Genomic DNA, 20,698 nt, shown 5'->3' on the forward strand with positions numbered 1-20,698 from the left:
TTTTCAAAGATGTTGGCAGGCGCACTGCCAGTAAGCAGACGCTTGCCGGCGCTACGTACGAGTTACCTCGTAGCTGCTTTACTTAGCAGCAGGAGCGTTGACGTCCTCCGGCAGAGCGTCCTTAGCGACCTTGACCAGAGCAGCGAATGCCTGCGGGTCGTTGACAGCCATCTCAGCCAGGTTCTTACGGTCAACCTCAACGCCAGCCAGGTTCAGACCCTGGACGAAGCGGTTGTAGGTGATGTCGTTAGCGCGGGCAGCAGCGTTGATACGCTGAATCCACAGACGACGGAACTGACCCTTACGGTGGCGGCGATCGCGGAACTCGTAGGTCTTGGAGTGGAGCATCTGCTCCTTGGCCTTGCGGTACAGGCGGGAGCGCTGACCACGGTAGCCCTTTGCGGAATCGAGAACTTCGCGACGCTTCTTCTTAGCGTTAACAGACCGCTTCACACGTGCCACGGTGATACTTCCTTTTCGTTGTCTTTAAGAACTAGTGAAATTAAGAGGGCGATTGCCCTGGGACGAGGCTTGAAAAATTAAGCCTTGCCCAGCAGACGCTTGACGCGCTTGACGTCCGACTTAGCAACGTCCGTGGTGCCCTTCAGGCGACGGGTACGAGTGGACGGCTTGCCCTCCAGGAGGTGGCGGCGGTTAGCCTGCTCGCGGCGCAGCTTGCCGGAACCGGTAACCTTGATGCGCTTTGCGGTGCCCTTGTGGGTCTTCTGCTTCATGTTAAAACTCTCCCCTACCGATCTTTGACGCTCGTGGCGCAAAAATCTCGTTTACAACCATTTCTGGTCAGGTCGGTTACTTCTTACCCTTATTCCGAACCGGCCCCAGGACCATAGTCATGTTGCGACCGTCCTGCTTCGGGCGAGACTCGACAATGCCGTACTCTTCGACATCGGCGGCCAGACGCTCCAACAGGCGGAATCCCAGTTCTGGACGAGACTGTTCACGGCCACGGAACATAATCGTGACCTTGACCTTCGAACCCTTCTCCAAGAAACGAACAACGTTGTTCTTCTTGGTTTCGTAGTCGTGGTCATCAATCTTCGGACGGAACTTCTGCTCCTTGACCACAGTCTGCTGCTGGTTCTTTCGAGCCTCGCGTGCCTTCTGGGCTTGTTCGTACTTGAACTTGCCGTAGTCCATAATCTTGGCGACCGGCGGCTTTGCTCGCGGAGCAACCTCAACCAGGTCAAGGTCTGCTTCGTAAGCGAGCTTGAGTGCGTCACCGGTGCGGACAACGCCCACCTGCTCACCATTCGGTCCTACAAGGCGGACTTCCGGTACTCGAATATCCTCGTTAATACGAGCTTCAGCGCTGATGTGGCCTCCTAGGTTGAACCTGAACAATCTTCGTTTCAAACCGCGATAGCAAGCGGGAAAGGAAGAAAAGCCACGCGTCTACAGCGGATTACTACACACTGTATAAGGACGCCTTCCAATCGTGCGATGTGACATCACCGATTAGGGTGGACCCCGGCGCTACCGTAATTCTTTGGCGCACCTAGGGTGGGACTTAAATCCTCTTCGCTGCCGAATGCAACTAAATGCTCCCCGAAGGCAGCAAGCATCGCATTCTGGCGGTCGTAGACGAGATGTTAACACAGCTGTTCTCGCATACCAAAACCGGCTCTCACTCCGGGTTATTCACCATCGGTACCCGACGCGATACCAAGCGTCAAAAAAAGTGCAATCCGAATTGTAATCAGATTGGTAGATTCTCTCCATAGTTTTTAGGCCAAACACGATTAAAGTCGTCACCATGAATACTGGCTCCAACGGCTTTGGCCCTAAAGCCGAGAACACCAATCCTAATCAGCATTCCGCCCGATACGGCAAGCCACCGACCGGCGATTTTGTCCTGACCGGCGACTCCGTCTCAGAGCTTTCCCATGCTCTGGCAGATTTGGAGGCCAGCTCGCTTCGGCTGGCTCAGCTCACCCGTACTTGGCAGGTACGCCTTTCCCAGGCAAGCGAGCACGCGCCGGCCGTACCGCACGCGCCTCAAGGTGCACCTCAAGCGCCGCCCCATGCTGCACCCCAAGGGGCACATCAACACAGCCCGCAACCACCGCCAGCGTCTACTCCACCACTAGACCAGGCACCTCCTCCCCGTTGGGAATCGCAGGCTGAGCAGATGCTGGCCACACCGCAGTATCCCCAGCAGCCTCAGCAGATGCAGGTGCCACCACCGCCAGCACAAGCGGACTGGCGGAATCAACCAGCTCCCTTGCCACAGAGCGAGGCAGCTGCGCAGCCGATGTTTGACTTCCCCTCTGCCCACCAATGGCGGCGGGATTCGAAGATGCCACAGTCTTCTCCCACAGACTCCACCCCGCCACCGAAGCTGCCAGAGGCACCGCGCGAACCTCGCGAGCCCTGGTGGCGCAACGAGAAGGCAATCATCAGAATCATCGCCATCTTCGGTGGTCTCATCACCGCTGCCGGTATCGCGTTTTTCGTCGCGGTCGCAATCCAATCCGGCCTGATTGGACCAGCCGGTCGTGTGATCCTGGCTTACTTGTTGGCCGCCGTGCTCGCGGTCGCGGCTGTGCGAGCGCACCGTCGTCAAGCACCGCCTGCTGGTGTGACGGCGTTGATTGCGACATCACTTGCCGCTGCGCACCTGACAACGATGTCGATGTCCTACCTCCTCGACTGGATTCCGGTGGCAGCGACGCTGTTCATCATGTTGCCTCTCGCCGCAGTCGGTCTATACGGCGCGCGGTGGACGAAGTCGAGTGCAACCGCGGCGTGGACAATCACAATCAACACCGGATTAATGCTGTGGGCGACGATCGGCCTCAACTTCCACGCCCGCCCGCTGAGCTCCTCGCTCGCGCAAATCACCCTTCAACTGATGGTCATCGCCGCTATCGCCTGCCTCCTGAACGTCCCCTTCCGGAAGTACGTAGTCGCATTCCTGCTCGGCGCAAACGTTCTCATCGGCGTAATCACGACCAACAATGCACTGGTGATACCCGCAATCGCCGCACTCACCATTGCCCTTTTCGCGTTTGCCCAGTTCGGCCCGCTGGCGATGGCTCGCCAACTCACTCCCGAGCTTGACGACGAGCCTTCGGAAACCAGCACCTGGGAAGACGATCTGGTCACCATCACGTCAGTAGTTGCCTTCTCGACTCCGGTTGTAGCTGCAGTCCCAACGGTCAACGCCACACAGTCCACCTCCAGCCTCTGGTTGCTGTTCTACGGCGGATTCGTGCTGTTCATCGCAATTGCTGCAGTATTCCTTTGGAACCGTGCCATCTTCCGCTATCTCGCACCATTGGCCTTGGCCACGGCAATTCTGCCCTGGCTAGCGCTCGCGGTGGCGGGCCCGGAAAGGAGCTCAGGAGCCGATACTGGACCCCACACTTGGGGTCTCATCCCAATCTCCATCGGTGCCGCGCTCTTTGTCTGGGCGCTGGCCACAGCACCGAAGCACGGCGCGATTGGCGCACGACTACAGGCTCCTGAACCAACCCGGGATGCCGTCGCACCATATACAAAGATTGCGGCACTGACCTGGCTGCTCGGCGCAACGGTAGTACACCTCTACATCCTGCCCGCAGCATTGAATGCCGGTGCTGCGGACGACTACTCGGCAACGTGGGCAGAAATGCTTTCGCTGTTGTTCCTGCTGTGCGCCGACGTCGGCCTGGCCGTGACGGCAGCGAGGTCGCAGCTACCGCCAGCTTTTGCACTGATTGGCCTGGCTGCACTGGGTATGCCATTTATCGTGCTGCTCACGACTATTGGCGTGAGCTTCAACGCCGCACACATGTTGCTGAGTATTTTCTGGGCCACGATTGCCGGCATGCTGGTGCTATCGAAGAGGTTCCACCACATTCCGGCGCGACTGGCAGCGGGTTTGACGATTGCGGCGCTGTCTATCGTCAAGCTGATCTTCTACGACATGGCAACGCTCGATGGCGTTATCCGCGCCTTGGCGTTCCTCGGCTGTGGTCTGATTCTGCTGGCCATGGCGGTCTCCGGGGCGAAGCAGAAGAGTGCCGAGGAGCCGGCGGCACCGGACCGTGACGGCACCGCCAGCAATACTGACGCTGCCGGTGCGAGCGGCGCAGCAGATGCCGACCCCGCTGCTGACAGAATGGAAGGCATCACCCGCACCGACGGTCCTGAGATCTCCGACGGAAACGACCCGACTACCTAAGCTACTTAAGCAGCGGCTTCAGGTACTGCCCGGTGTGGGAGCCGGAACAGTTCGCGACATCCTCCGGCGTGCCCTCTACAACCACGGTGCCACCGCCGGAGCCGCCTTCCGGCCCCATGTCGATGATCCAATCCGCAGACTTGATGACATCCAAATTGTGCTCAATGACAATGACGGTGTTGCCCTTGTCCACCAGGCCCTGCAACACCAACATGAGCTTGCGGATGTCCTCAAAATGCAGCCCCGTGGTCGGCTCATCCAAGATGTAGACCGTCCGGCCATTGGAGCGCTTCTGCAGCTCACTGGCCAGCTTTACACGCTGAGCCTCACCGCCCGAGAGTGTGGTTGCCGCCTGCCCGAGACGGACATAGCCCAGGCCGACGTCGACAAGCGTATTGAGATAACGCGCAATCGACTGAATCGGCTCGAAGAACTCCGCTGCCTCGGAGATGGGCATGTCCAGAACCTCAGCGATGGTCTTGCCCTTGTAACGAACCTCCAGCGTTTCGCGGTTGTAGCGCGCGCCGTGGCAAACCTCGCAAGGCACATAGACGTCCGGCAGGAAGTTCATCTCAATCTTGATGGTGCCGTCGCCCTTACACGCCTCACAGCGGCCGCCCTTGACGTTGAAGCTGAATCGACCGGGCTTATAGCCACGAACCTTGGCCTCTTGCGTCTCGGCGAAGAGGTTGCGGATCTTGTCGAACACACCGGTGTACGTCGCTGGGTTGGAACGCGGGGTGCGACCAATCGGCGACTGATCAACTTGCACCAGCTTGTCCAGCTGATCCAGCCCCTCCACGCGGCTGTGACGTCCCGGCACCTGACGAGCACCGTTGAGCTCGTTGCTCATCACCTTGGCCAGGATTTCGTTGACCAAGGTGGACTTGCCGGACCCGGAAACACCCGTAACGCAGGTCAACACGCCGAGGGGGAACTTCACGTCGATCTTCTTCAGGTTGTTTTCGCGAGCGCCCTTGACCGTCACCATGCGCGACTTATCAATCGCACGACGGTTCTCCGGCACCGCCAACACCCGACGACCCGAGAGGTACGCACCTGTCAGCGACTCTTCGCAGTCAACAATGCCCGACGGTTCACCCTGGTAGACGATTTGTCCACCGTATTCGCCGGCCTTGGGCCCAATGTCGACCAGCCAATCGGCCTCGCGAATCGTCTCCTCATCATGCTCGACCACAATCAGGGTATTGCCCAGGTCGCGCAGGTTCTTCAGAGTCTTGATTAGACGACTGTTATCGCGCTGGTGAAGACCAATCGAGGGCTCATCCAAGACATAGAGCACGCCGGCGAGCCCCGAGCCAATCTGGGTGGCCAGACGAATTCGCTGCGCTTCACCACCGGACAGCGTGCCCGCCGAACGAGACAGGGACAGATAGTCCAGCCCCACATCCAGCAGGAACTTCAGACGAGCCTGCACCTCACGCAGAACACGCCCGGCAATCATTTCCTCGCGCTTGCCCAAAGTCAGCGAATTCAGGAATGCCGAGCCATCGTGGACCGACAGCTCTGTCAGCTCGGCAATATTCTTCTGCCCGAACTCCGCCGAATCCAACGTCACCGAAAGAATCTCCGGACGCAAACGAGTACCGCTACATGCCGGGCACGGCACCTCACGCATGTACCCCTGGAAACGCTCCTTCTGAGAGTCGCTCTCCGCCTGTGACAGCTTGCGGTGCAGGTACGGCATCACGCCTTCAAACGGTGCGGTGTACTGGCGAGTACGGCCGTAGCGATTGCGGTAACGCACCGTGACCTTGTGGCTGGAACCATGCAGCAGGGCCTTGCGCTGCGGCGCTGTGAGGTCTTCGAAAGGCGTGGTCGGGTCGAAGCTCATCTCGGTGGCGAGGCCTTCAACCAGCTTTTCAAAGTACTTCTTGTTCAGCGTCTGCCGCCACGGCGCAATCGCCTCAATCGTCGGCAGCGACGGATCTGGAATCACCAGGTCCGTGTCCACCTCCAGCTTGGTACCGATACCGTCACACTCCGGGCACGCACCATACGGCGAGTTAAAGGAAAACGACCGTGGCTCCAACTCATCGATAGCAATACGGTGCCCATTCGGGCAGGCCATCTTCTCCGAGAACCGCTGGGTTCGACGCGGGTCGTCCGCCTCTAGCCCGACGGCGTCGATGACCACGACGCCGTCGGCAAGCAGAAGCGCCGTTTCGACGGAATCGGTGAGCCTGCGCTGCTGCGACTCCTTCACCTGGAGACGGTCAATGACCACGTCAATGTCATGCTTGACCTGCTTCTTCAGCTTCGGCGGATCCGTCAGACGGTGCATTTCACCATCGACGATGACACGCGCGTAACCCTCGAATGCGAGGCGTTCAAACAGGTCGACGAATTCACCCTTGCGCGTGCGCACGACGGGTGCGAGGACCTGGAATTTGGTGCCCTCCGGCATTTCCATGACCTGATCGACGATCTGCTGTGGAGTCTGTGAGGAGATTACTTCCCCACAGGTCGGACAGTGCGGTGTACCGGTGCGCGCGTAGAGAAGACGCAGGTAGTCATACACTTCAGTGATGGTTCCGACGGTCGAGCGCGGGTTGCGGTTCGTCGACTTCTGGTCGATCGACACCGCCGGCGAGAGCCCCTCAATCATCTCTACATCGGGCTTTTCCATCTGCCCCAGGAACATGCGCGCATAGGAGCTCAGCGACTCCACGTAACGGCGCTGGCCCTCGGCGAAAATTGTGTCAAATGCCAGTGACGATTTACCCGACCCCGACAGACCTGTGAAAACCACCATCTTGTCTCTGGGCAAATCGATGTCAACACCCTGCAGGTTATGCTCGCGGGCGCCTCTGACCACTAGACGTTCAGCCACAGTGGGAAACCTCAATTCGTCGACGATTCACTGCCGACTAGTCTACAGTCCATAACCAGTTTTTCGCACATGTGTTCAGAGACTCGTGGTTACGTTGCGCTCCTAGCGCGCCGACAGACACCTCATTACCCTGGGGCGCATGAACGACGACATTACAATCAGCCCTTACTCCAACTCGCCGAGAACGCGCGGCGTTGAGCGCATTGACTACGGCAATGTCACTATTTATAAGACCTCCGTCGGATCGATGGACAACAACGTCTACCTTTTGGTCGACTCCCGCGAGCCCGACAATTCCCTACTTATCGACGCCGCCACCGACGCCGACCATCTAATCCGCCTGGTTGAGCACGTCGGCGCGCAGGTCCGCACGATTGTCACCACGCACTCCCACGGCGATCACGTTCAGGCGCTCGGCGAGCTCCTGCAGTCATTCCCGGCCCGCCACATCACGTCCAGCCTCGACGCTGCCGACATTCCCGAGCCCGCCGACCAGCAGCTCGACGGCGGCGAGACCATCACGTTCGGCGAGGACATCACGCTGCCCACGTTCATCCTGCGCGGACACACCAAGGGCGGTCTCTGCCTCGACCTGTCCGCCAAAGAAGCCGGCGCGCTTTCCGAGGGCACCCCGTCACACCACCTCTTCGTCGGTGACAGCATCTTCCCAGGCGGTGTCGGCAAAACGTACTCGCCCGAGGATTTCACGCAGCTTATCGACGATGTCGAGAGCCGCCTCTTTCACGTCTACCCCGCCGACTCGGTGATTCACCCCGGCCACGGCAAAGACACCACAGTTGGTGTCGAGAGCCCCGAGGTCGAGAACTGGCGCCAGCGTGGTTGGTAGCGCTGGATGAGCGTGGTCGGTAGTGCTGGATGAGTGTGGTTGGCAGCGCTGGATGCAGCCGGAGCTTCTGAAAAACTCGTCATTCCCGCGACATAAATAGGCCGGGCTGCGTAGGATTAATAGTGAATTACAGCGACCAGATGGCCAAAAACACGGTTTCACCTGGACGACAAAGGAGATGGAATTTAGATGATTCGCAAGTTTGCCCGACCAATGCTGGCCTCGGTTTTCGTTGCCGACGGTGTCGACACGCTGATGAACCAGAAGGATCATGAAGAGGGCGCACGCGACCTGATTGCCCGCGTCCGCTCCGTAACCCCGAACCAGTACAACAAGTACGTGCCAAATAGCGAGAAGCTGGTTGTCCAGGTCGTCGCTGGCACCAAGGTTGCCGCAGGTTCCCTCTACGCTCTGGGTAAGGCTCCACGCCTGTCCGCCACCGCTCTGGTCGCTGCACAGGTTCCGACGATGCTGGCTCGCCACGCATTCTGGGAGACCCAGGATTCGAAGGAGAAGGCAGCTCGCCGCACTGGTTTCCTGACCGACATCGGTCTGCTGGGTGGCCTCTTCCTGGCTACCGCTGACACCGACGGCAAGCCGGGTGTCGCTTGGCGCGCTGAGAAGGCAGGCAAGCAGCTGAACAAGAAGGTTCAGGCTGCCCTGCCGACCAAGTCTGAAACCGAGCAGCGCACTGAGGAAATCAGCGCAGCCTTCGCTTCCGCCGGCGAGAACGTCCGCGAAAAGGCTGGCCTGCTCCGTGACCGCGCTTCTGAGGCCACCGATGGGGCTCGTGAATACGTCGAGGACAACAAGGACGGCTGGCGCGAGCAGCTCACCGACGCCTTCGACACCGCTAAGAGCTACGTCGAGGACAACAAGGACGACTGGATTGCCAAGGCTACCGAGCTCGCTGAGGACGCTCGCGACTACGCCGAGGACCTGGGCAAGGATCTCAAGAAGGACACTCGCAAGCAGCGCAAGGAACTGCGCAAGCGCGCAGCCAAGGCTTCCAAGGAGGCCAAGAAGTCCGCAAAGAAGGCGCAGAAGCGCCTGCAGTAAGTTTGCTGCCGCAGTTAAGGCGGTATACTTAAACGCTCCCCACGCCACTACGCGTGCGGGAGCGTTTTCATATTTTTATATTCATTCAGCACATCAGTTAGCACTAATTCAGCGATTCGTTGAGGAGACCAGGTTGGCGTCGCGCGCATCCGAGCCCGGGCAGGACCAGACAGGCCGCATTGGCCACACTGGCCAGGCAGGTCTGCCGGACCAGGCAAGTTCAGCACCACAGCGAGAAGAAGAAAGCATCCTCGCTGCCGAACAGGCCTACGTCGACCGTGCGTTCAGCTTCCTCGACCGGGCACGCGAGCGCGACCAAGAGTACCTGCGCCAGGTCATGCTCATCGACGACCCAGACCCGCAAGCCCGCGTGGAACGCGAGGTGGAATACCACCGACTACAGGCTAATCTGGACCGCTACCGCTCAGCCGAGATCGGCCTGGTCTTTGGTCGAATCGATATCGATGACACAGACCCCGACAATCCTTTGTCAGAGGAAGGGCCGGGGGCGACCGTCGATAAGCGATACATCGGGCGAATCGGCCTGTCCGATGAAGACGACGACTACCGCACGGTCATCATGGATTGGCGTGCCGACGGCGCGCGCCCGTTTTACCTGGCCACGACCGCGCATCCCGAGGGAGTCAGTCTGCGTCGACACCTGCGCACTCACGGCCGGAAGGTCCGCAGCATTGACGACGAATGGCTCTCCGGAGAGGAAGCCGACAGCGCACACGAGACCGAAGTTGAAGCGGGCGTCGGTGGCGAATCGGTGCTGCGGGAGGTCATGAATCAAGCGCGCACCGGCCATATGCGCGGCATTGTGGAGACCATTCAGCGCGAGCAGGACCTCATCATCCGCGACTCCACCCGCGGCACCCTGGTCGTCCAGGGCGGTCCCGGCACGGGCAAGACGGCGGTGGCGCTGCATCGCGTCGCGTGGCTTCTCTACACCTACCGCAATCAACTGGCGAAAACCGGTGTCCTCATCATCGGCCCGAACACAACCTTCCTCGACTACATCTCGCGCGTGCTGCCGAGCCTCGGCGAAACGGGCGTGGTACTGACCACCATTGCCGATCTCTACCCCGGCGTGCGCGGTTCCAACGCGCTTATCGACGGACACAACCCCGAACCCCTGGTTGCGCAGGAAGTTAAGGGCTCGATTGAGATGCTCACTATCCTGCGCGAAGCCGTGCGGGCCTACCAGGAGCTCCCCGCGGAACCTCTTGAAGTCCGGAACGACAACATCACCCTGACGATCACACCTGACATGGTGAAAGCTGCACGCACGCGTGCGCGGCGGACTCGGAAACCCCACAATCTGGCCCGGCCGATTTTCCGCGATCACGTGGTGGAGCTCCTGGCCGCGCAGATGGCCGAGGTCATCGGTGCCGATCCGCTGGGCGGCGAAAACCTCCTGTCCGTGACCGACATTGCCGATCTACGCGACGAAATCGACGAATCCGGAGCAGTTGCCGACATCCTCGATGAGCTGTGGCCTGCGCTTACGCCCGAGCGGGTGCTGTCGGAGCTGCTGAGCTCTCGCGAGGCCATCGACTACGCCGCCACCGATTACGACGAGCTGACGCGCGAGGCTCTCTACCGGCCGGAAGGCACCGACTGGATGCCTTCCGACGCCCCGCTTCTCGACGAGCTGGCGGAACTCCTCGGCCCAGTTGGTGACGCGGAGGCCGATGAAGAGGATTGGCAGGCCCGCGTCGAGGAAGCGCAGGGCGCGTTGGATACCCTGTCCAGTTCTGCGTCCCAGGATCTTGACGACGGCTTCGAGGCCGAGATCTTGTCAGCGTATGACGTCATCGATGCCGAGGCACTGGCCGAACGCCACCGTGAGCGCGACCTGCGATCCACCGCCGAGCGGGCGGCGGCGGATCGCCTGTGGGCCTACGGCCATGTCATCGTCGACGAGGCTCAGGAACTCTCCGCGATGGCCTGGCGAATGCTGCGCCGCCGCAGCCCCAACGGCTGGATGACCCTCGTCGGCGACGTGGCCCAGACGGGCTCCCCCGCAGGTGCCGCGACCTGGGATGATGTGCTGGAACCCATCATCGGCTCGAGGTGGCATCTCCACGAGCTGACCGTCAACTACCGCACCCCAGCTGAGGTGATGGAGGTCGCCGCCAGCGTCCTGGCCGAGATTGATCCGGAGCTGGAGGCACCGCAGTCGATCCGCGCGACCGGCCGCAAGCCTGTCCAGGCTCGCACCGTGACGGAGGCTCTGGCGCATGTGGAGCAGGTTGCGCAGCCGGACCGCCTGGTCGCTGTGATCGCGCCCGCCGAGTTGCTCGAAGCCACGCGCGCGGAGGTGCGGGATTTTCTCGGTGGTGGAGCTGATGGAGATGGTGACCCTGATGGTGCTGGCGGGGCTAGTGCCGCCGATGACGCACCTGCTACTCGCCCCAGCAAACTCACCAACTGCGCGGTCTACGACATCACGACCTCAAAAGGCCTGGAATTCGACGAGGTCATCGTCGTTGCGCCCGACCAGATTGTGGCGCAATCCCCACAGGGGCTACAGGACCTGTACGTTGCACTGACTCGTGCGACCCAGGGGCTAATTGTTGTGGCGCCTCAGCAGTCGGGCGTTTTGCCGGAGCTGCAATGGTTAGAATGACGAGGATAGTGCCGTACAGAATGAGTGAGACATTATGTCCCAAAACTATCTACCTCAGCTAGCTGAACTTCGCGCACGCCGTCTCATTGCCCAGGGGTTAGCTGCAAGTCAAGCACGCAGCGATTGGAATACAAACCTCAACTCGCCTGCATTATCAGCAACGCATGGCATGGTCGCTCTACAAGGGCAGAATTATTCGAACGGTGTTAATGCCATCGCCCTACGCAGTGGCAGCACCACCGACGATGTTTTAGCAGCCATTTCTTCTTACGACATCGTTCGCTGTTGGTCTCAACGAGGCACCCTGCACTTTGTTTCAGCGCAAGACGCGGGAGCAATTATGAGGTTGACGAATCCGCGCATCGAAAAGGCAGCAGCAAGACGTCGTACGACACTCGGGCTTTCTCAAGATGATGTGCAGACCGCAAGGGCAGCATTTCATTCCGAATTGCGCTCACGTGGCCTGTCCGACCCGCTGACTCGGACTGAAGCCTATGAGGTTTTCGCAGATCATGGAATAGACCCCACGGAACAAAGAAGTCCTCACCTACTGCGCACATTCGGCGGCGAAGGCGCTGTCGTCCAAGGGCCACGAAAAGGATCCGAAGATACCTTCGTCCTGCTTGCCGACGTAACTTTCAAAGGCGGCCTCTCAGCAAATACCACGGAGGGCTCCAGCACAGAACACTCAGCTGAATCCACGCTGGCCGACATTGCCTGGCGCTATGTTAATTCCCGCGGACCTATCTGTGTAGCTGACTTCGCGTGGTGGCTGGGGCTGACGAAAACTCAAGCGAAAAAGGCCTTTAAGCTTATCGACCACTTAATAGCTCCTTTCTCCCTCGATTCCTCTGCCTCTCCGCACACGCCAACTGACACAGAATTCACCGGCGAAGGACTCGCACAAAATGAGTACTTCATGCCGGCATGGCAGCAGAACGTAGCTGAGGCCGAGCTTGAAGCCGCGCTTTCACTGACGCTTCGACTGCCCGCTTTTGACGAGTACCTCATGGGCTATGGCAGCCGTACCGAAGTTCTTCCTGAATCCCTTCGCAACCAGGTCTTAACCAGAAACGGAATTAGCTGGCCTTTTGTAGTTGAAGAAGGGGTTATCACCGGCCGACAATAGAAAAACCGGCACCTCAACTAAGAGATGCCGGTTTAAAACGAAAGCTAAATTGTTAGCTGACGGTCTTACTAGCTCACCGTTTTGTTAGCTCACAGTGTGAACAATCATGACGTCACAGTCCGACTGACGAGCAACATCAGCCGGCACGGAGCCCAGCAGACGACCAGTCAGCGAGTTAATACCGCGGTTGCCAACCACCAGCAGGTCAGCGCGACGGTCAGTGACCAGAGACATCAGAGCCTCAACCGGGGAGCCGGAACGAACCTCGGTCTCAACCTTGGTAGCGCCGACGGCCTCTGCGGCCTCCTTAGCAGCAGCCAGGTTCTTCTGAGCCGGGTCATCACCGAGGACCTGAACCGAATCCTGGCGCAGGGTCTTGGACGCATCCTCTGCAGTCTCGTAGTAAGCGCAGCCGATAACCAGGGTGGCATCGAAAGCCGCGGCAATCGAGGCAGCGCGCTCTACTGCGAGCAGCGACGACTTAGAACCATCCGTGCCGACAACAATGGTCTTGTAATCACTCATGAAAACTATCCCTCACTGTGGAAGTTGCATTAAAACAGTTCATCGTGCGTAACGCCGTCGTTGCCCCGAACCCACTGGCCAGAGCCACTTTCGCGAATACACTGTTTTACTTCCCACAACAGTAGCAAAAAACTACTCGACACCGGCCTCAATCATCCCCTTAAGTTCCTTCTTGAGGTCGAAAATCTCATCGCGCAAGCGCCCCGCGAGCTCGAACTTCAACTCTCGCGCAGCCGCGGCCATCTGCTCCGACAGGTCCGCGATAAGCGCCTCGAGCTCCGCCCTCGGCATCTGCTTACCGCTAGCACCATCGGCCGCGCCCGAGCCGTCGGCACGCGAGAGCAGCGCATCAGCGGCCGCACCGGTCTTGCCTTCGTAATCGGTGTCAGCGTTGTCGTAGACCTGATCCAGAATGTCCGCGATCTTCTTGCGCAGCGGCTGCGGATCGATGCCATGCTCAGTGTTGTAAGCAATCTGCTTTTCGCGGCGGCGCTCCGTCTCGTCGATGGCGAACCGCATGGAATCGGTGATCTTGTCGGCGTACATGTGCACCTCGCCGGAGACGTTTCGCGCGGCACGACCAATCGTCTGAATCAACGAGCGCTCCGAACGCAGGAACCCCTCCTTGTCGGCGTCGAGGATTGCCACCAGCGAAACCTCGGGCAAGTCCAGCCCCTCGCGCAGCAGGTTAATACCGACCAGCACGTCGTACTCGCCGAGACGCAACTGCCGCAGCAGCTCAACGCGTTTGAGCGTATCCACATCCGAATGCATGTACCGCACCTGCACGCCATTTTCGAGCAGGTAGTCGGTCAGATCCTCCGCCATCTTCTTCGTCAGGGTTGTGACGAGAACGCGCTCGTCACGCTCGGTGCGCTTTCGGATCTCGCCGATCAAATCATCGATCTGCCCCTCAGTAGGCTTAACGACGATCTTGGGGTCCACCAGCCCAGTCGGACGAATAACCTGCTCCACATACTCGCCACCGGTCTTTTCGAGCTCATAGTCACCCGGCGTTGCGGACATGAACACGACCTGGCCCACGCGGGCATCGAATTCGTCGAACGTCAGCGGGCGGTTATCCAACGCCGATGGGAGGCGGAAACCGAAGTCGACGAGGTTGCGCTTACGGGAGGCATCGCCCTCGAACATGCCGCCAATCTGCGGCACGGTGACGTGCGACTCATCGATGATGGTGAGGAAGTCCTCCGGGAAATAGTCAATGAGCGTCGCGGGGGCCGAGCCCGGCGCGCGACCATCGATGTGGCGCGAGTAGTTCTCAATGCCGGAGCAGAAGCCGACCTGTTCAATCATTTCGAGGTCGTACTCCGTGCGCATGCGCAGACGCTGTGCTTCCAGCAACTTGCCCCGGTTTTCCAGATCCGCCAGGCGTTCGGCGAGTTCGGCCTTGATGTCCGCGACGGCCCGTTCCATCCGCTCCGGGCCTGCGACGTAGTGCGTAGCTGGGAAGATGCGCAGCTCAGGGACTTGGTCGATGACGTCGCCTGTGACTGGATTGAGGTAGTACAGCGAATCAATCTCGTCGCCGAAGAACTCCACCCGCACGGCCTTTTCTTCGTAGGCCGGGATGATATCGACCACGTCACCTTTTACTCGGAAGGTGCCGCGGGTAAAGGCAATGTCATTGCGGGCGTACTGAATGTCCACCAAAAGGCGCAGGAACTGGTCGCGGTCGACTTCCTCGCCCTCCTTCAGCCACACCGAACGGTCGAGGTATGACTGCGGGGTACCCAGGCCATAGATGCAAGAAACAGAGCTGACGACGACTACGTCGCGACGCGACAGCAGCGCTGAAGTAGCCGAGTGGCGCAGGCGCTCCACGTCCTCGTTGATGGAGGAATCCTTTTCAATATAGGTATCGGTCTGCGCGATGTAGGCCTCGGGTTGGTAGTAGTCGTAGTACGAAACGAAGTACTCGACCGCGTTGTTTGGCAGCAGGCTGCGGAGCTCATTGGCCAGCTGGGCCGCAAGCGTCTTGTTCGGTGCCATGACGAGGGTTGGCCGCTGCACCTTTTCGATCAACCACGCTGCGGTGGCTGACTTACCGGTGCCCGTGGCACCCATCAGGACTACCTCGCGCTCGCCTCTATCTAGGCGCTCCGACAGTTCCGCGATTGCCTGCGGCTGGTCGCCCGAGGGCTCGAACTCGCTGATGACCTCGAAGTTTCCCTCAGCGCGCTCGACTTCACCGACGGGCCGGAACTCCGAGTGTGCGAGGACGGGTTGCTCTGCTGCAAATGCCATAGTTCCCAGCGTAGCGAAGGCTGTCTTGAAAGCGGCTGGTTACGTTACTTCCTGGGGCTTTGGGCTGTCCAGGGCTAGGGTCCAGAGCCTAGGAGCGGCTGTCGAGTTCCGGACCAGCATTAAAATCGGTACAGATTTGGACAAGGCTGGCATAAAGTCGGTGCCAGGCCAGCAAAGGCGGGTTCCGCTTCACCAGCTGGCCCTTAGTGCGCATGGACTGACTCCTGGTGAAGCGCAAGCCGTCTTATCGATGGTCCGCGGCTGCGGCTGCGAGGCTGCAAGGCTGCAAGGCTGCGGGAGGCCTGGGTTATCCACACCCTGAAAGTTGTCCACAGATTGGACGTGGAGCCTCTCTCACAGAAAATCCCCTGGGCCGAAAAAGCTTAGAGTCCCGACCATGGGAAGTTTCACCACGGCCGAGTTGCGTGCACTCGGCATCGGAGAGAAAAAGACCAGAGCCCTCCTACAACAAGGCAGGCTAATTAAATTGGTACGTGGCCTCTACATTGACGACCACTCTCCCGCCTCAGTCGCCCGAGCAATCACGGGGCATTACAAAAGCATTGCGCTAACCGGTAAAAGCGCAGCTCAAATCCACTTGAGACTTCCCCTGACACTTCCTATCCAGGCAGAAGGCGCGGGATCAGTTCAGGCCGAGACCTTCTCCATTAGGCACAGCCGCCTGCCGGCCTGCACCAGAATCGATGGCATACCAGTTGTCGAAGCCCTCTGGGCAGCACGCGCTTCAAAAGACTATGCACACAGAATCCTGGAAACACACTACGCCGGCCGGGACGGCGAGAAGCGACTCAACCACGACCTCCGCCGGATGCGGAAAGTCCCCGCCTGGCTGCGTGAAACCATCGCTACCACGCCGATTGGCTCATGCAGCGAACTCGAGCGCAAGCTGGCCCGTCCACTAATCAAGCGCGGGTACCGCATCCGAATGAACCAGTACATCGGCCCCTACTGCTTCGACATCCTGCTTGACCAGTGGAAAATAGCCATCGAAGTTGACTCAGAGAAGTACCACGCCAACGAGGACTCGTTCATCACAGATCGCTGGAAGACCAACTCCGGCACGCTGCACGGCTGGATAGTCCTGCGGTTCACAGACTCATGCATCAATTGGAATCTCGACAGTGTCCTCGACGAAATCGAGCAGGCAATTCGATGGGTGCAAAAGCGCCGTCCCCGCGTGGACTATAAACCAGGATGGCCTGCCTGTCAGAAAGTTTGGGAATGGAATCCAACGGTTGGCTACGCCAATAAGCAGCGATAAACAGCCGATATCGCGAGATAAACAGCCATCCACTTGCCAAATTGTTATTTATTTTGTAATGAAAACTGACCGAACAGCAACTAGCCTGGCGCCTATGAACACTTCGCGCCGCACACCAGTCCACACGCCCGCTACGACTCGCCCAGGTTCCACCACTCGAAAAGCAACCTCACACCGAGCCCTTGTGGCCGGCATCCTCGCTACCACCGCATTGGCTTTCACCGCCTGCTCAACACAGGAAACTGAAGCAGCGCCCGAATCTGCTGCTCCGGTTGAAACCACTACCGTTACTCAGACCGAGGATGGCGTGTCTGACAAGAGTTCGGGCAACACGCCAAACCCAACCGGTTCTGCACCGGACCAGGGAGGCGATACATCGACGGCGGAGACTGGTGGCGCGTCGACGTCGTCAAGCGAAAGAGGCGACAACGGCGACGGGAGCCGGCTTCGTCAGGACATGACCGCTGAAATCTACAACAACCCCTCGCCGGGATCTACCTTCATGGCGGCCGGCGAACAGGCAACCACCTGCATCTACGGCGATGGGTACGGCCTCAACCTCATCGCGGCGGGCCCGAATACCAGCTGCGACTTTGCGAAGGCCGTTTTCAACCAGCAGACCGAGGGGCTTAACGCCTCGGAGGACAATATCCGCGACCACCTGCAGCCAAACATCAAGGCCAAGAGTCCCGCGACCGGGAAGACCTACGACCTCAGCTGCAGCACACAAGACGACGTTGTCGTGTGCACCGGCGGCAACAACGCGAAGATTTACATGTACTAGCGCACCAGGTGGCGGTCGGCAGTCGGTGCAACTGCTGGCCGCCAGCCGCGATTCGCCGATGGGGAATCGCAACAAGCCCGCAAACTCCCGCCTACAGTGAAACCATGACTGTTTCCCGCTTGCGCCCCTTCGGCGAGACCATCTTCGCCACCATGTCCCGCCTCGCTACCGAGCACGAGGCAATCAATCTTGGGCAGGGCTTCCCGGATTGGGATGGGCCGGACGAGGTGCTCGCGGAGGCGCGACATCAGATAGCTGGAGGAAACAACCAGTACGGCCCCGGCCGCGGTATGAAGGTGCTCCGTGATGCCATCGTCGCCGATCGCGCCCGCCGCACGGGGCAGGTCTACGACGCCGACACCGAATGCCTCGTCACGGTCGGCGCCACGGAGGCGATTGCCGCCACCGCCTTGGGGCATCTCGAACCCGGCAGCCACGTCATCGTCATCGAGCCGTACTACGACTCGTACAAAGCCGTCATCGCACTGGCTAACTGCACATATACCGCGGTGCCGCTCATCCCCGCAGCTTCCGGCACGGCACGCTCCTGGTCGCTCGACCGCAGCGCGCTTGCCGATGCCGTCACCGCTAAAACGGCCATGATTATCATCAATTCGCCGCACAACCCCACCGGCACCGTCCTCACGGAGGAGGACTTGCAGGCCATCGCCGATGTCGCCATCGCAAACAATCTACTCGTGCTTGCCGACGAAGTCTACGAACGCCTGTACTTCAACGGATTGTCACACTCTTCCATCAGCGCTCTGCCCGGCATGCGCGAGCGAACCATTGTCGTGTCCAGTGCCGCAAAAACCTTCAACGTCACCGGATGGAAGATCGGCTGGGCGCTGGCCCCGACCGAACTACTCGATGGCGTCGTCAAGGCCAAGCAGTTCTTGAGCTATGTCGGCGCCACTCCCCTTCAGCCCGCAGTCGCCCGTGGCCTGCAGGAATGTGCCCCATGGGTGGACGAGCTGGCGGGTCAGCTCGAGGGCAACATGCGGCTCCTCGCCGATGGGTTGGAGGGCCTTGGCGCCGACGTCTTCACGCCGCAGGCAGGGTATTTTGTCGTCGCCGATGTCTCGAGCTGGGGGCTTGGCGACGCCCTGGAGACCTGCACCCGCCTGGTCAAGGAATGCCGCGTCGCAGCCATCCCCGTCACCGCTTTTGTGGATGACCCAGAGTCAGAAAAGTACCGCTACCTGGTGCGGTTCGCTTTCTGCAAGCGCGCCGAGGTGATTGAGGAGGCTATCATCCGGCTGCGGGATTATCTTGCTGCCCGGCCTGCAGCTGGCGAATCTGATTCAGCGGCTGAATAATCCGCTCCCAAATCCGGTCGACCTGGCGCACGAGGTCCTCCTCGGTGCCTGAGTTTTCCAGAACCACGTCGGCGAACTGCAGGCGCTTGTCATCGCTGATTTGCTTAGCGATGCGCTGCTTCGCATCCTCTCGGTCTACACCGCGGCTTTCCACCAGACGGTCGAGACGGACCTCCACCGGGGTATGCACAACTACGACGAGGTCCTGTGCTTCCGACTGCCCCATTTCAATCAACAGCGGAGAGTCAAAAACAATGATGGCGTCACCTGCCGCGTTGAACTGCTCTTCGGTGCGCTGCTCAATACGCGGATGGGTGATGGAGTTCAGCAGCTCCGTCTTCTCCGCGGATACGAAGGCCCGCTTCGCAAGTTCGCCGCGGTTGAGGGAGCCGTCGTCAAGCAAAATGCCCTCGCCGAAAGCTTCGGCGAGTTCGGCCAGCGCCGGTTCCCCGGGTTCGACGACATCGCGAGCGATCTGATCAGCGTCGATCATGACAGCACCGAGCTCGGCAAACCTACGGGCGACCGTAGATTTCCCACTGCCCATGCCACCGGTTAGTCCTACTTTGAGCATGTCTCTAAGGGTACGTGGACACGCCCCCGCACGTTAGTGCTTTACGACGAGATCCTCGATGCGGTGACCCTCTTCAACGGGATCTGGGTTGACTGGGGCCGGGGCGGTGCCGTTACCGAATGGGCTGCCACCAAGGGCCTCACGGCCGTGCGGCTGGAGCAGGTCAGAGAGCTCCGGCCCCTTCGGGACAATCCCTAAAGGATTGAGGTCGCGGTGGACCTCGTAGTAATGGCGCTTGATATCGACGAGGTCAGTGGTGTCGCCGAAGCCCGGAGTCTGGAAGAGATCACGCAGGTAGTTGTATAGAACCGGCATCTCGGAAATCTTGCTCCGGTTGCACTTGAAGTGGCCGTGGTAGACGGCATCGAAGCGGATCAGGGTCGTGTAAAGGCGAATGTCGGCCTCAGTGATGTGGTCGCCCATGAGGTAACGGCGGGTCTCTAAGCGCTCAGAAACCTTGTCTAGGGCATCGAACAGCCGGTCGTAAGCCTTGTCGTAGGAGTCCTGCGAGCCTGCGAAACCACAGCGGTAGACGCCGTTGTTGATCTCGGTGTAGATGAACTGCATAAGCTCATCCATTTCCTCGCGCATCTCCACCGGGTAAAGATCCGGGGCGCCTTCGCGGTGGAACTCGGTCCACTCGGTAATGAAGTCCAAGGTGATCCAGGGAAAGTCATTGGTCACGACCTCGCCCGACTCGATCTCGACGATGGCCGGAACAGTAATGCCACGCTGGTAGTCCGGGAAACGCTTGAGGAATGCCTCCTGCAGGCGCTCGTAGCCGAGTACTTCATCGCGGCCACCTGGGCCTTTGTCGAATGTCCAGGAGCGGGCATCGTGCACTGGCCCTGGAATTCCGACTGAAATTGCATCTTCCAAGCCGAGCAACCTGCGAACAATAAGCGTGCGGTGTGCCCATGGGCACGCGCGAGCCGCGATGAGGCGGTAGTGACCGGCTTCAACGGGCCACGTCTTAATTCCGTCGCCTACCTCGCGACCGTTCTTAACAATGCGGTCATTGATATAGCGAGTGTCGCGGTTAAAATCCTTCCCTTCCTGGGAGTACACACCGCCGGTGGAATGGGAGGAATCCTCTACCTGGTTAGCGTTATCTACCTGCTTGGCTTCGTCCTTTGTTGTCATGTCACCACTCATATGGGCAGAAAGATAGGCTGTCAACGGCAGTAAAGACCGCCAGAGCCACCAAAATCGACAGGGCCACCAGGGCATTAGAGTCAT

At 59.7% G+C, this 20,698-nt stretch carries 16 protein-coding genes; 8 read left to right on the forward strand and 8 right to left on the reverse strand.

Features of this window, described 5'->3' with window-relative positions; all coding sequences use genetic code 11:
* Window positions 1–78: 78 nt before the first annotated feature.
* From rplT to infC, 3 genes are all read right to left on the reverse strand, one after another.
* Window positions 79–462 carry a 50S ribosomal protein L20 gene (gene rplT, locus HMPREF2849_RS06365; protein ID WP_016422904.1) on the reverse strand — a complete coding sequence of 128 codons (384 nt, stop codon included), beginning with the start codon at window positions 460–462 and terminating at the stop codon, window positions 79–81.
* 77 nt (window positions 463–539) lie between these two features.
* On the reverse strand, window positions 540–734 hold the full coding sequence (rpmI, locus tag HMPREF2849_RS06370) for a 50S ribosomal protein L35 (protein ID WP_005511726.1): 195 nt from the start codon (window positions 732–734) through the stop codon (window positions 540–542).
* A gap of 76 nt (window positions 735–810) precedes the next feature.
* Window positions 811–1,362, reverse strand: coding sequence for a translation initiation factor IF-3 (gene infC, locus HMPREF2849_RS06375; RefSeq protein ID WP_172954614.1), 552 nt, complete (start codon window positions 1,360–1,362; stop codon window positions 811–813).
* Window positions 1,363–1,774: 412 nt separating this feature from the next.
* On the opposite strand from infC, the gene HMPREF2849_RS06380 reads away from it, so the two are divergent.
* Window positions 1,775–4,186 carry a DUF2339 domain-containing protein gene (locus HMPREF2849_RS06380; protein ID WP_070862756.1) on the forward strand — a complete coding sequence of 804 codons (2,412 nt, stop codon included), beginning with the start codon at window positions 1,775–1,777 and terminating at the stop codon, window positions 4,184–4,186.
* 1 nt (window position 4,187) lies between these two features.
* On the opposite strand, the gene uvrA is transcribed toward HMPREF2849_RS06380, so the two are convergent.
* Window positions 4,188–7,040 carry an excinuclease ABC subunit UvrA gene (gene uvrA, locus HMPREF2849_RS06385; protein WP_070862758.1) on the reverse strand — a complete coding sequence of 951 codons (2,853 nt, stop codon included), beginning with the start codon at window positions 7,038–7,040 and terminating at the stop codon, window positions 4,188–4,190.
* A gap of 139 nt (window positions 7,041–7,179) precedes the next feature.
* On the opposite strand from uvrA, the gene HMPREF2849_RS06390 reads away from it, so the two are divergent.
* The 4 genes from HMPREF2849_RS06390 (at window position 7,180) to HMPREF2849_RS06405 (ending at window position 12,710) form a co-directional block, all read left to right on the forward strand.
* Window positions 7,180–7,887: an MBL fold metallo-hydrolase gene (locus HMPREF2849_RS06390; protein ID WP_070862760.1), complete on the forward strand. Its 708-nt coding sequence runs from the start codon at window positions 7,180–7,182 to the stop codon at window positions 7,885–7,887.
* Window positions 7,888–8,076: 189 nt separating this feature from the next.
* Window positions 8,077–8,946 carry a DoxX family protein gene (locus tag HMPREF2849_RS06395; RefSeq protein ID WP_016422909.1) on the forward strand — a complete coding sequence of 290 codons (870 nt, stop codon included), beginning with the start codon at window positions 8,077–8,079 and terminating at the stop codon, window positions 8,944–8,946.
* Window positions 8,947–9,079: 133 nt separating this feature from the next.
* Window positions 9,080–11,581, forward strand: a complete 2,502-nt coding sequence (locus tag HMPREF2849_RS06400) for a HelD family protein (RefSeq protein WP_070862761.1) — start codon at window positions 9,080–9,082, stop codon at window positions 11,579–11,581.
* A 34-nt stretch (window positions 11,582–11,615) separates the two neighbouring features.
* Window positions 11,616–12,710, forward strand: a complete 1,095-nt coding sequence (locus HMPREF2849_RS06405; RefSeq protein ID WP_070862763.1) for a DNA glycosylase AlkZ-like family protein — start codon at window positions 11,616–11,618, stop codon at window positions 12,708–12,710.
* Window positions 12,711–12,794: 84 nt separating this feature from the next.
* Here the strand turns inward: HMPREF2849_RS06405 and HMPREF2849_RS06410 are convergent, their stop codons facing one another.
* Together HMPREF2849_RS06410 and uvrB are read right to left on the reverse strand one after the other, a co-directional pair.
* A complete protein-coding gene (locus HMPREF2849_RS06410; RefSeq protein ID WP_005511992.1) occupies window positions 12,795–13,235 on the reverse strand; it encodes a universal stress protein in 441 nt (146 codons plus the stop codon).
* A gap of 132 nt (window positions 13,236–13,367) precedes the next feature.
* Entirely contained in the window at window positions 13,368–15,500 is a 2,133-nt protein-coding gene (gene uvrB / locus HMPREF2849_RS06415) for an excinuclease ABC subunit UvrB (protein WP_016422912.1), read from the reverse strand.
* 397 nt (window positions 15,501–15,897) lie between these two features.
* Here uvrB and HMPREF2849_RS06420 point away from each other — a divergent pair, with 397 nt between their 5' ends.
* From HMPREF2849_RS06420 to HMPREF2849_RS06430, 3 genes are all read left to right on the forward strand, one after another.
* The gene (locus HMPREF2849_RS06420) at window positions 15,898–16,782 is read left to right on the forward strand and encodes a DUF559 domain-containing protein (RefSeq protein WP_070862765.1); all 885 of its coding nucleotides are present in this window, start codon (window positions 15,898–15,900) and stop codon (window positions 16,780–16,782) included.
* Window positions 16,783–16,876: 94 nt separating this feature from the next.
* A complete protein-coding gene (locus HMPREF2849_RS06425) occupies window positions 16,877–17,566 on the forward strand; it encodes a hypothetical protein (RefSeq protein ID WP_240593373.1) in 690 nt (229 codons plus the stop codon).
* Between the two features lie 104 nt (window positions 17,567–17,670).
* Window positions 17,671–18,885 (forward strand): aminotransferase class I/II-fold pyridoxal phosphate-dependent enzyme, encoded by a 1,215-nt coding sequence (locus HMPREF2849_RS06430; RefSeq protein ID WP_069359776.1) that lies wholly within the window; start codon window positions 17,671–17,673, stop codon window positions 18,883–18,885.
* Here the strand turns inward: HMPREF2849_RS06430 and coaE are convergent.
* Together coaE and HMPREF2849_RS06440 are read right to left on the reverse strand one after the other, a co-directional pair.
* On the reverse strand, window positions 18,818–19,459 hold the full coding sequence (gene coaE, locus HMPREF2849_RS06435) for a dephospho-CoA kinase (protein WP_070862767.1): 642 nt from the start codon (window positions 19,457–19,459) through the stop codon (window positions 18,818–18,820). The two genes, HMPREF2849_RS06430 and coaE, sit on opposite strands and share 68 nt — an antisense overlap.
* Window positions 19,460–19,492: 33 nt before the next feature.
* The gene (locus HMPREF2849_RS06440; RefSeq protein WP_371259578.1) at window positions 19,493–20,602 is read right to left on the reverse strand and encodes a glutathione S-transferase family protein; all 1,110 of its coding nucleotides are present in this window, start codon (window positions 20,600–20,602) and stop codon (window positions 19,493–19,495) included.
* Between the last annotated feature and the right edge of the window lie 96 nt (window positions 20,603–20,698).

This window comes from Corynebacterium sp. HMSC073B01 (assembly GCF_001838255.1).
GTDB lineage: Bacteria > Actinomycetota > Actinomycetes > Mycobacteriales > Mycobacteriaceae > Corynebacterium > Corynebacterium jeikeium_D.

Coding starts and splice junctions, on each gene's coding strand:
- rpmI (WP_005511726.1), bottom strand. CDS start 734: ATGAAGCAGAAGACCCACAAGGGCACCGCAAAGCGCATCAAGGTTACC.
- HMPREF2849_RS06380 (WP_070862756.1), top strand. CDS start 1,775: ATGAATACTGGCTCCAACGGCTTTGGCCCTAAAGCCGAGAACACCAAT.
- HMPREF2849_RS06390 (WP_070862760.1), top strand. CDS start 7,180: ATGAACGACGACATTACAATCAGCCCTTACTCCAACTCGCCGAGAACG.
- HMPREF2849_RS06395 (WP_016422909.1), top strand. CDS start 8,077: ATGATTCGCAAGTTTGCCCGACCAATGCTGGCCTCGGTTTTCGTTGCC.
- HMPREF2849_RS06405 (WP_070862763.1), top strand. CDS start 11,616: ATGTCCCAAAACTATCTACCTCAGCTAGCTGAACTTCGCGCACGCCGT.
- HMPREF2849_RS06410 (WP_005511992.1), bottom strand. CDS start 13,235: ATGAGTGATTACAAGACCATTGTTGTCGGCACGGATGGTTCTAAGTCG.
- uvrB (WP_016422912.1), bottom strand. CDS start 15,500: ATGGCATTTGCAGCAGAGCAACCCGTCCTCGCACACTCGGAGTTCCGG.
- HMPREF2849_RS06420 (WP_070862765.1), top strand. CDS start 15,898: ATGGGAAGTTTCACCACGGCCGAGTTGCGTGCACTCGGCATCGGAGAG.
- HMPREF2849_RS06425 (WP_240593373.1), top strand. CDS start 16,877: ATGAACACTTCGCGCCGCACACCAGTCCACACGCCCGCTACGACTCGC.
- HMPREF2849_RS06430 (WP_069359776.1), top strand. CDS start 17,671: ATGACTGTTTCCCGCTTGCGCCCCTTCGGCGAGACCATCTTCGCCACC.
- coaE (WP_070862767.1), bottom strand. CDS start 19,459: ATGCTCAAAGTAGGACTAACCGGTGGCATGGGCAGTGGGAAATCTACG.
- HMPREF2849_RS06440 (WP_371259578.1), bottom strand. CDS start 20,602: ATGACAACAAAGGACGAAGCCAAGCAGGTAGATAACGCTAACCAGGTA.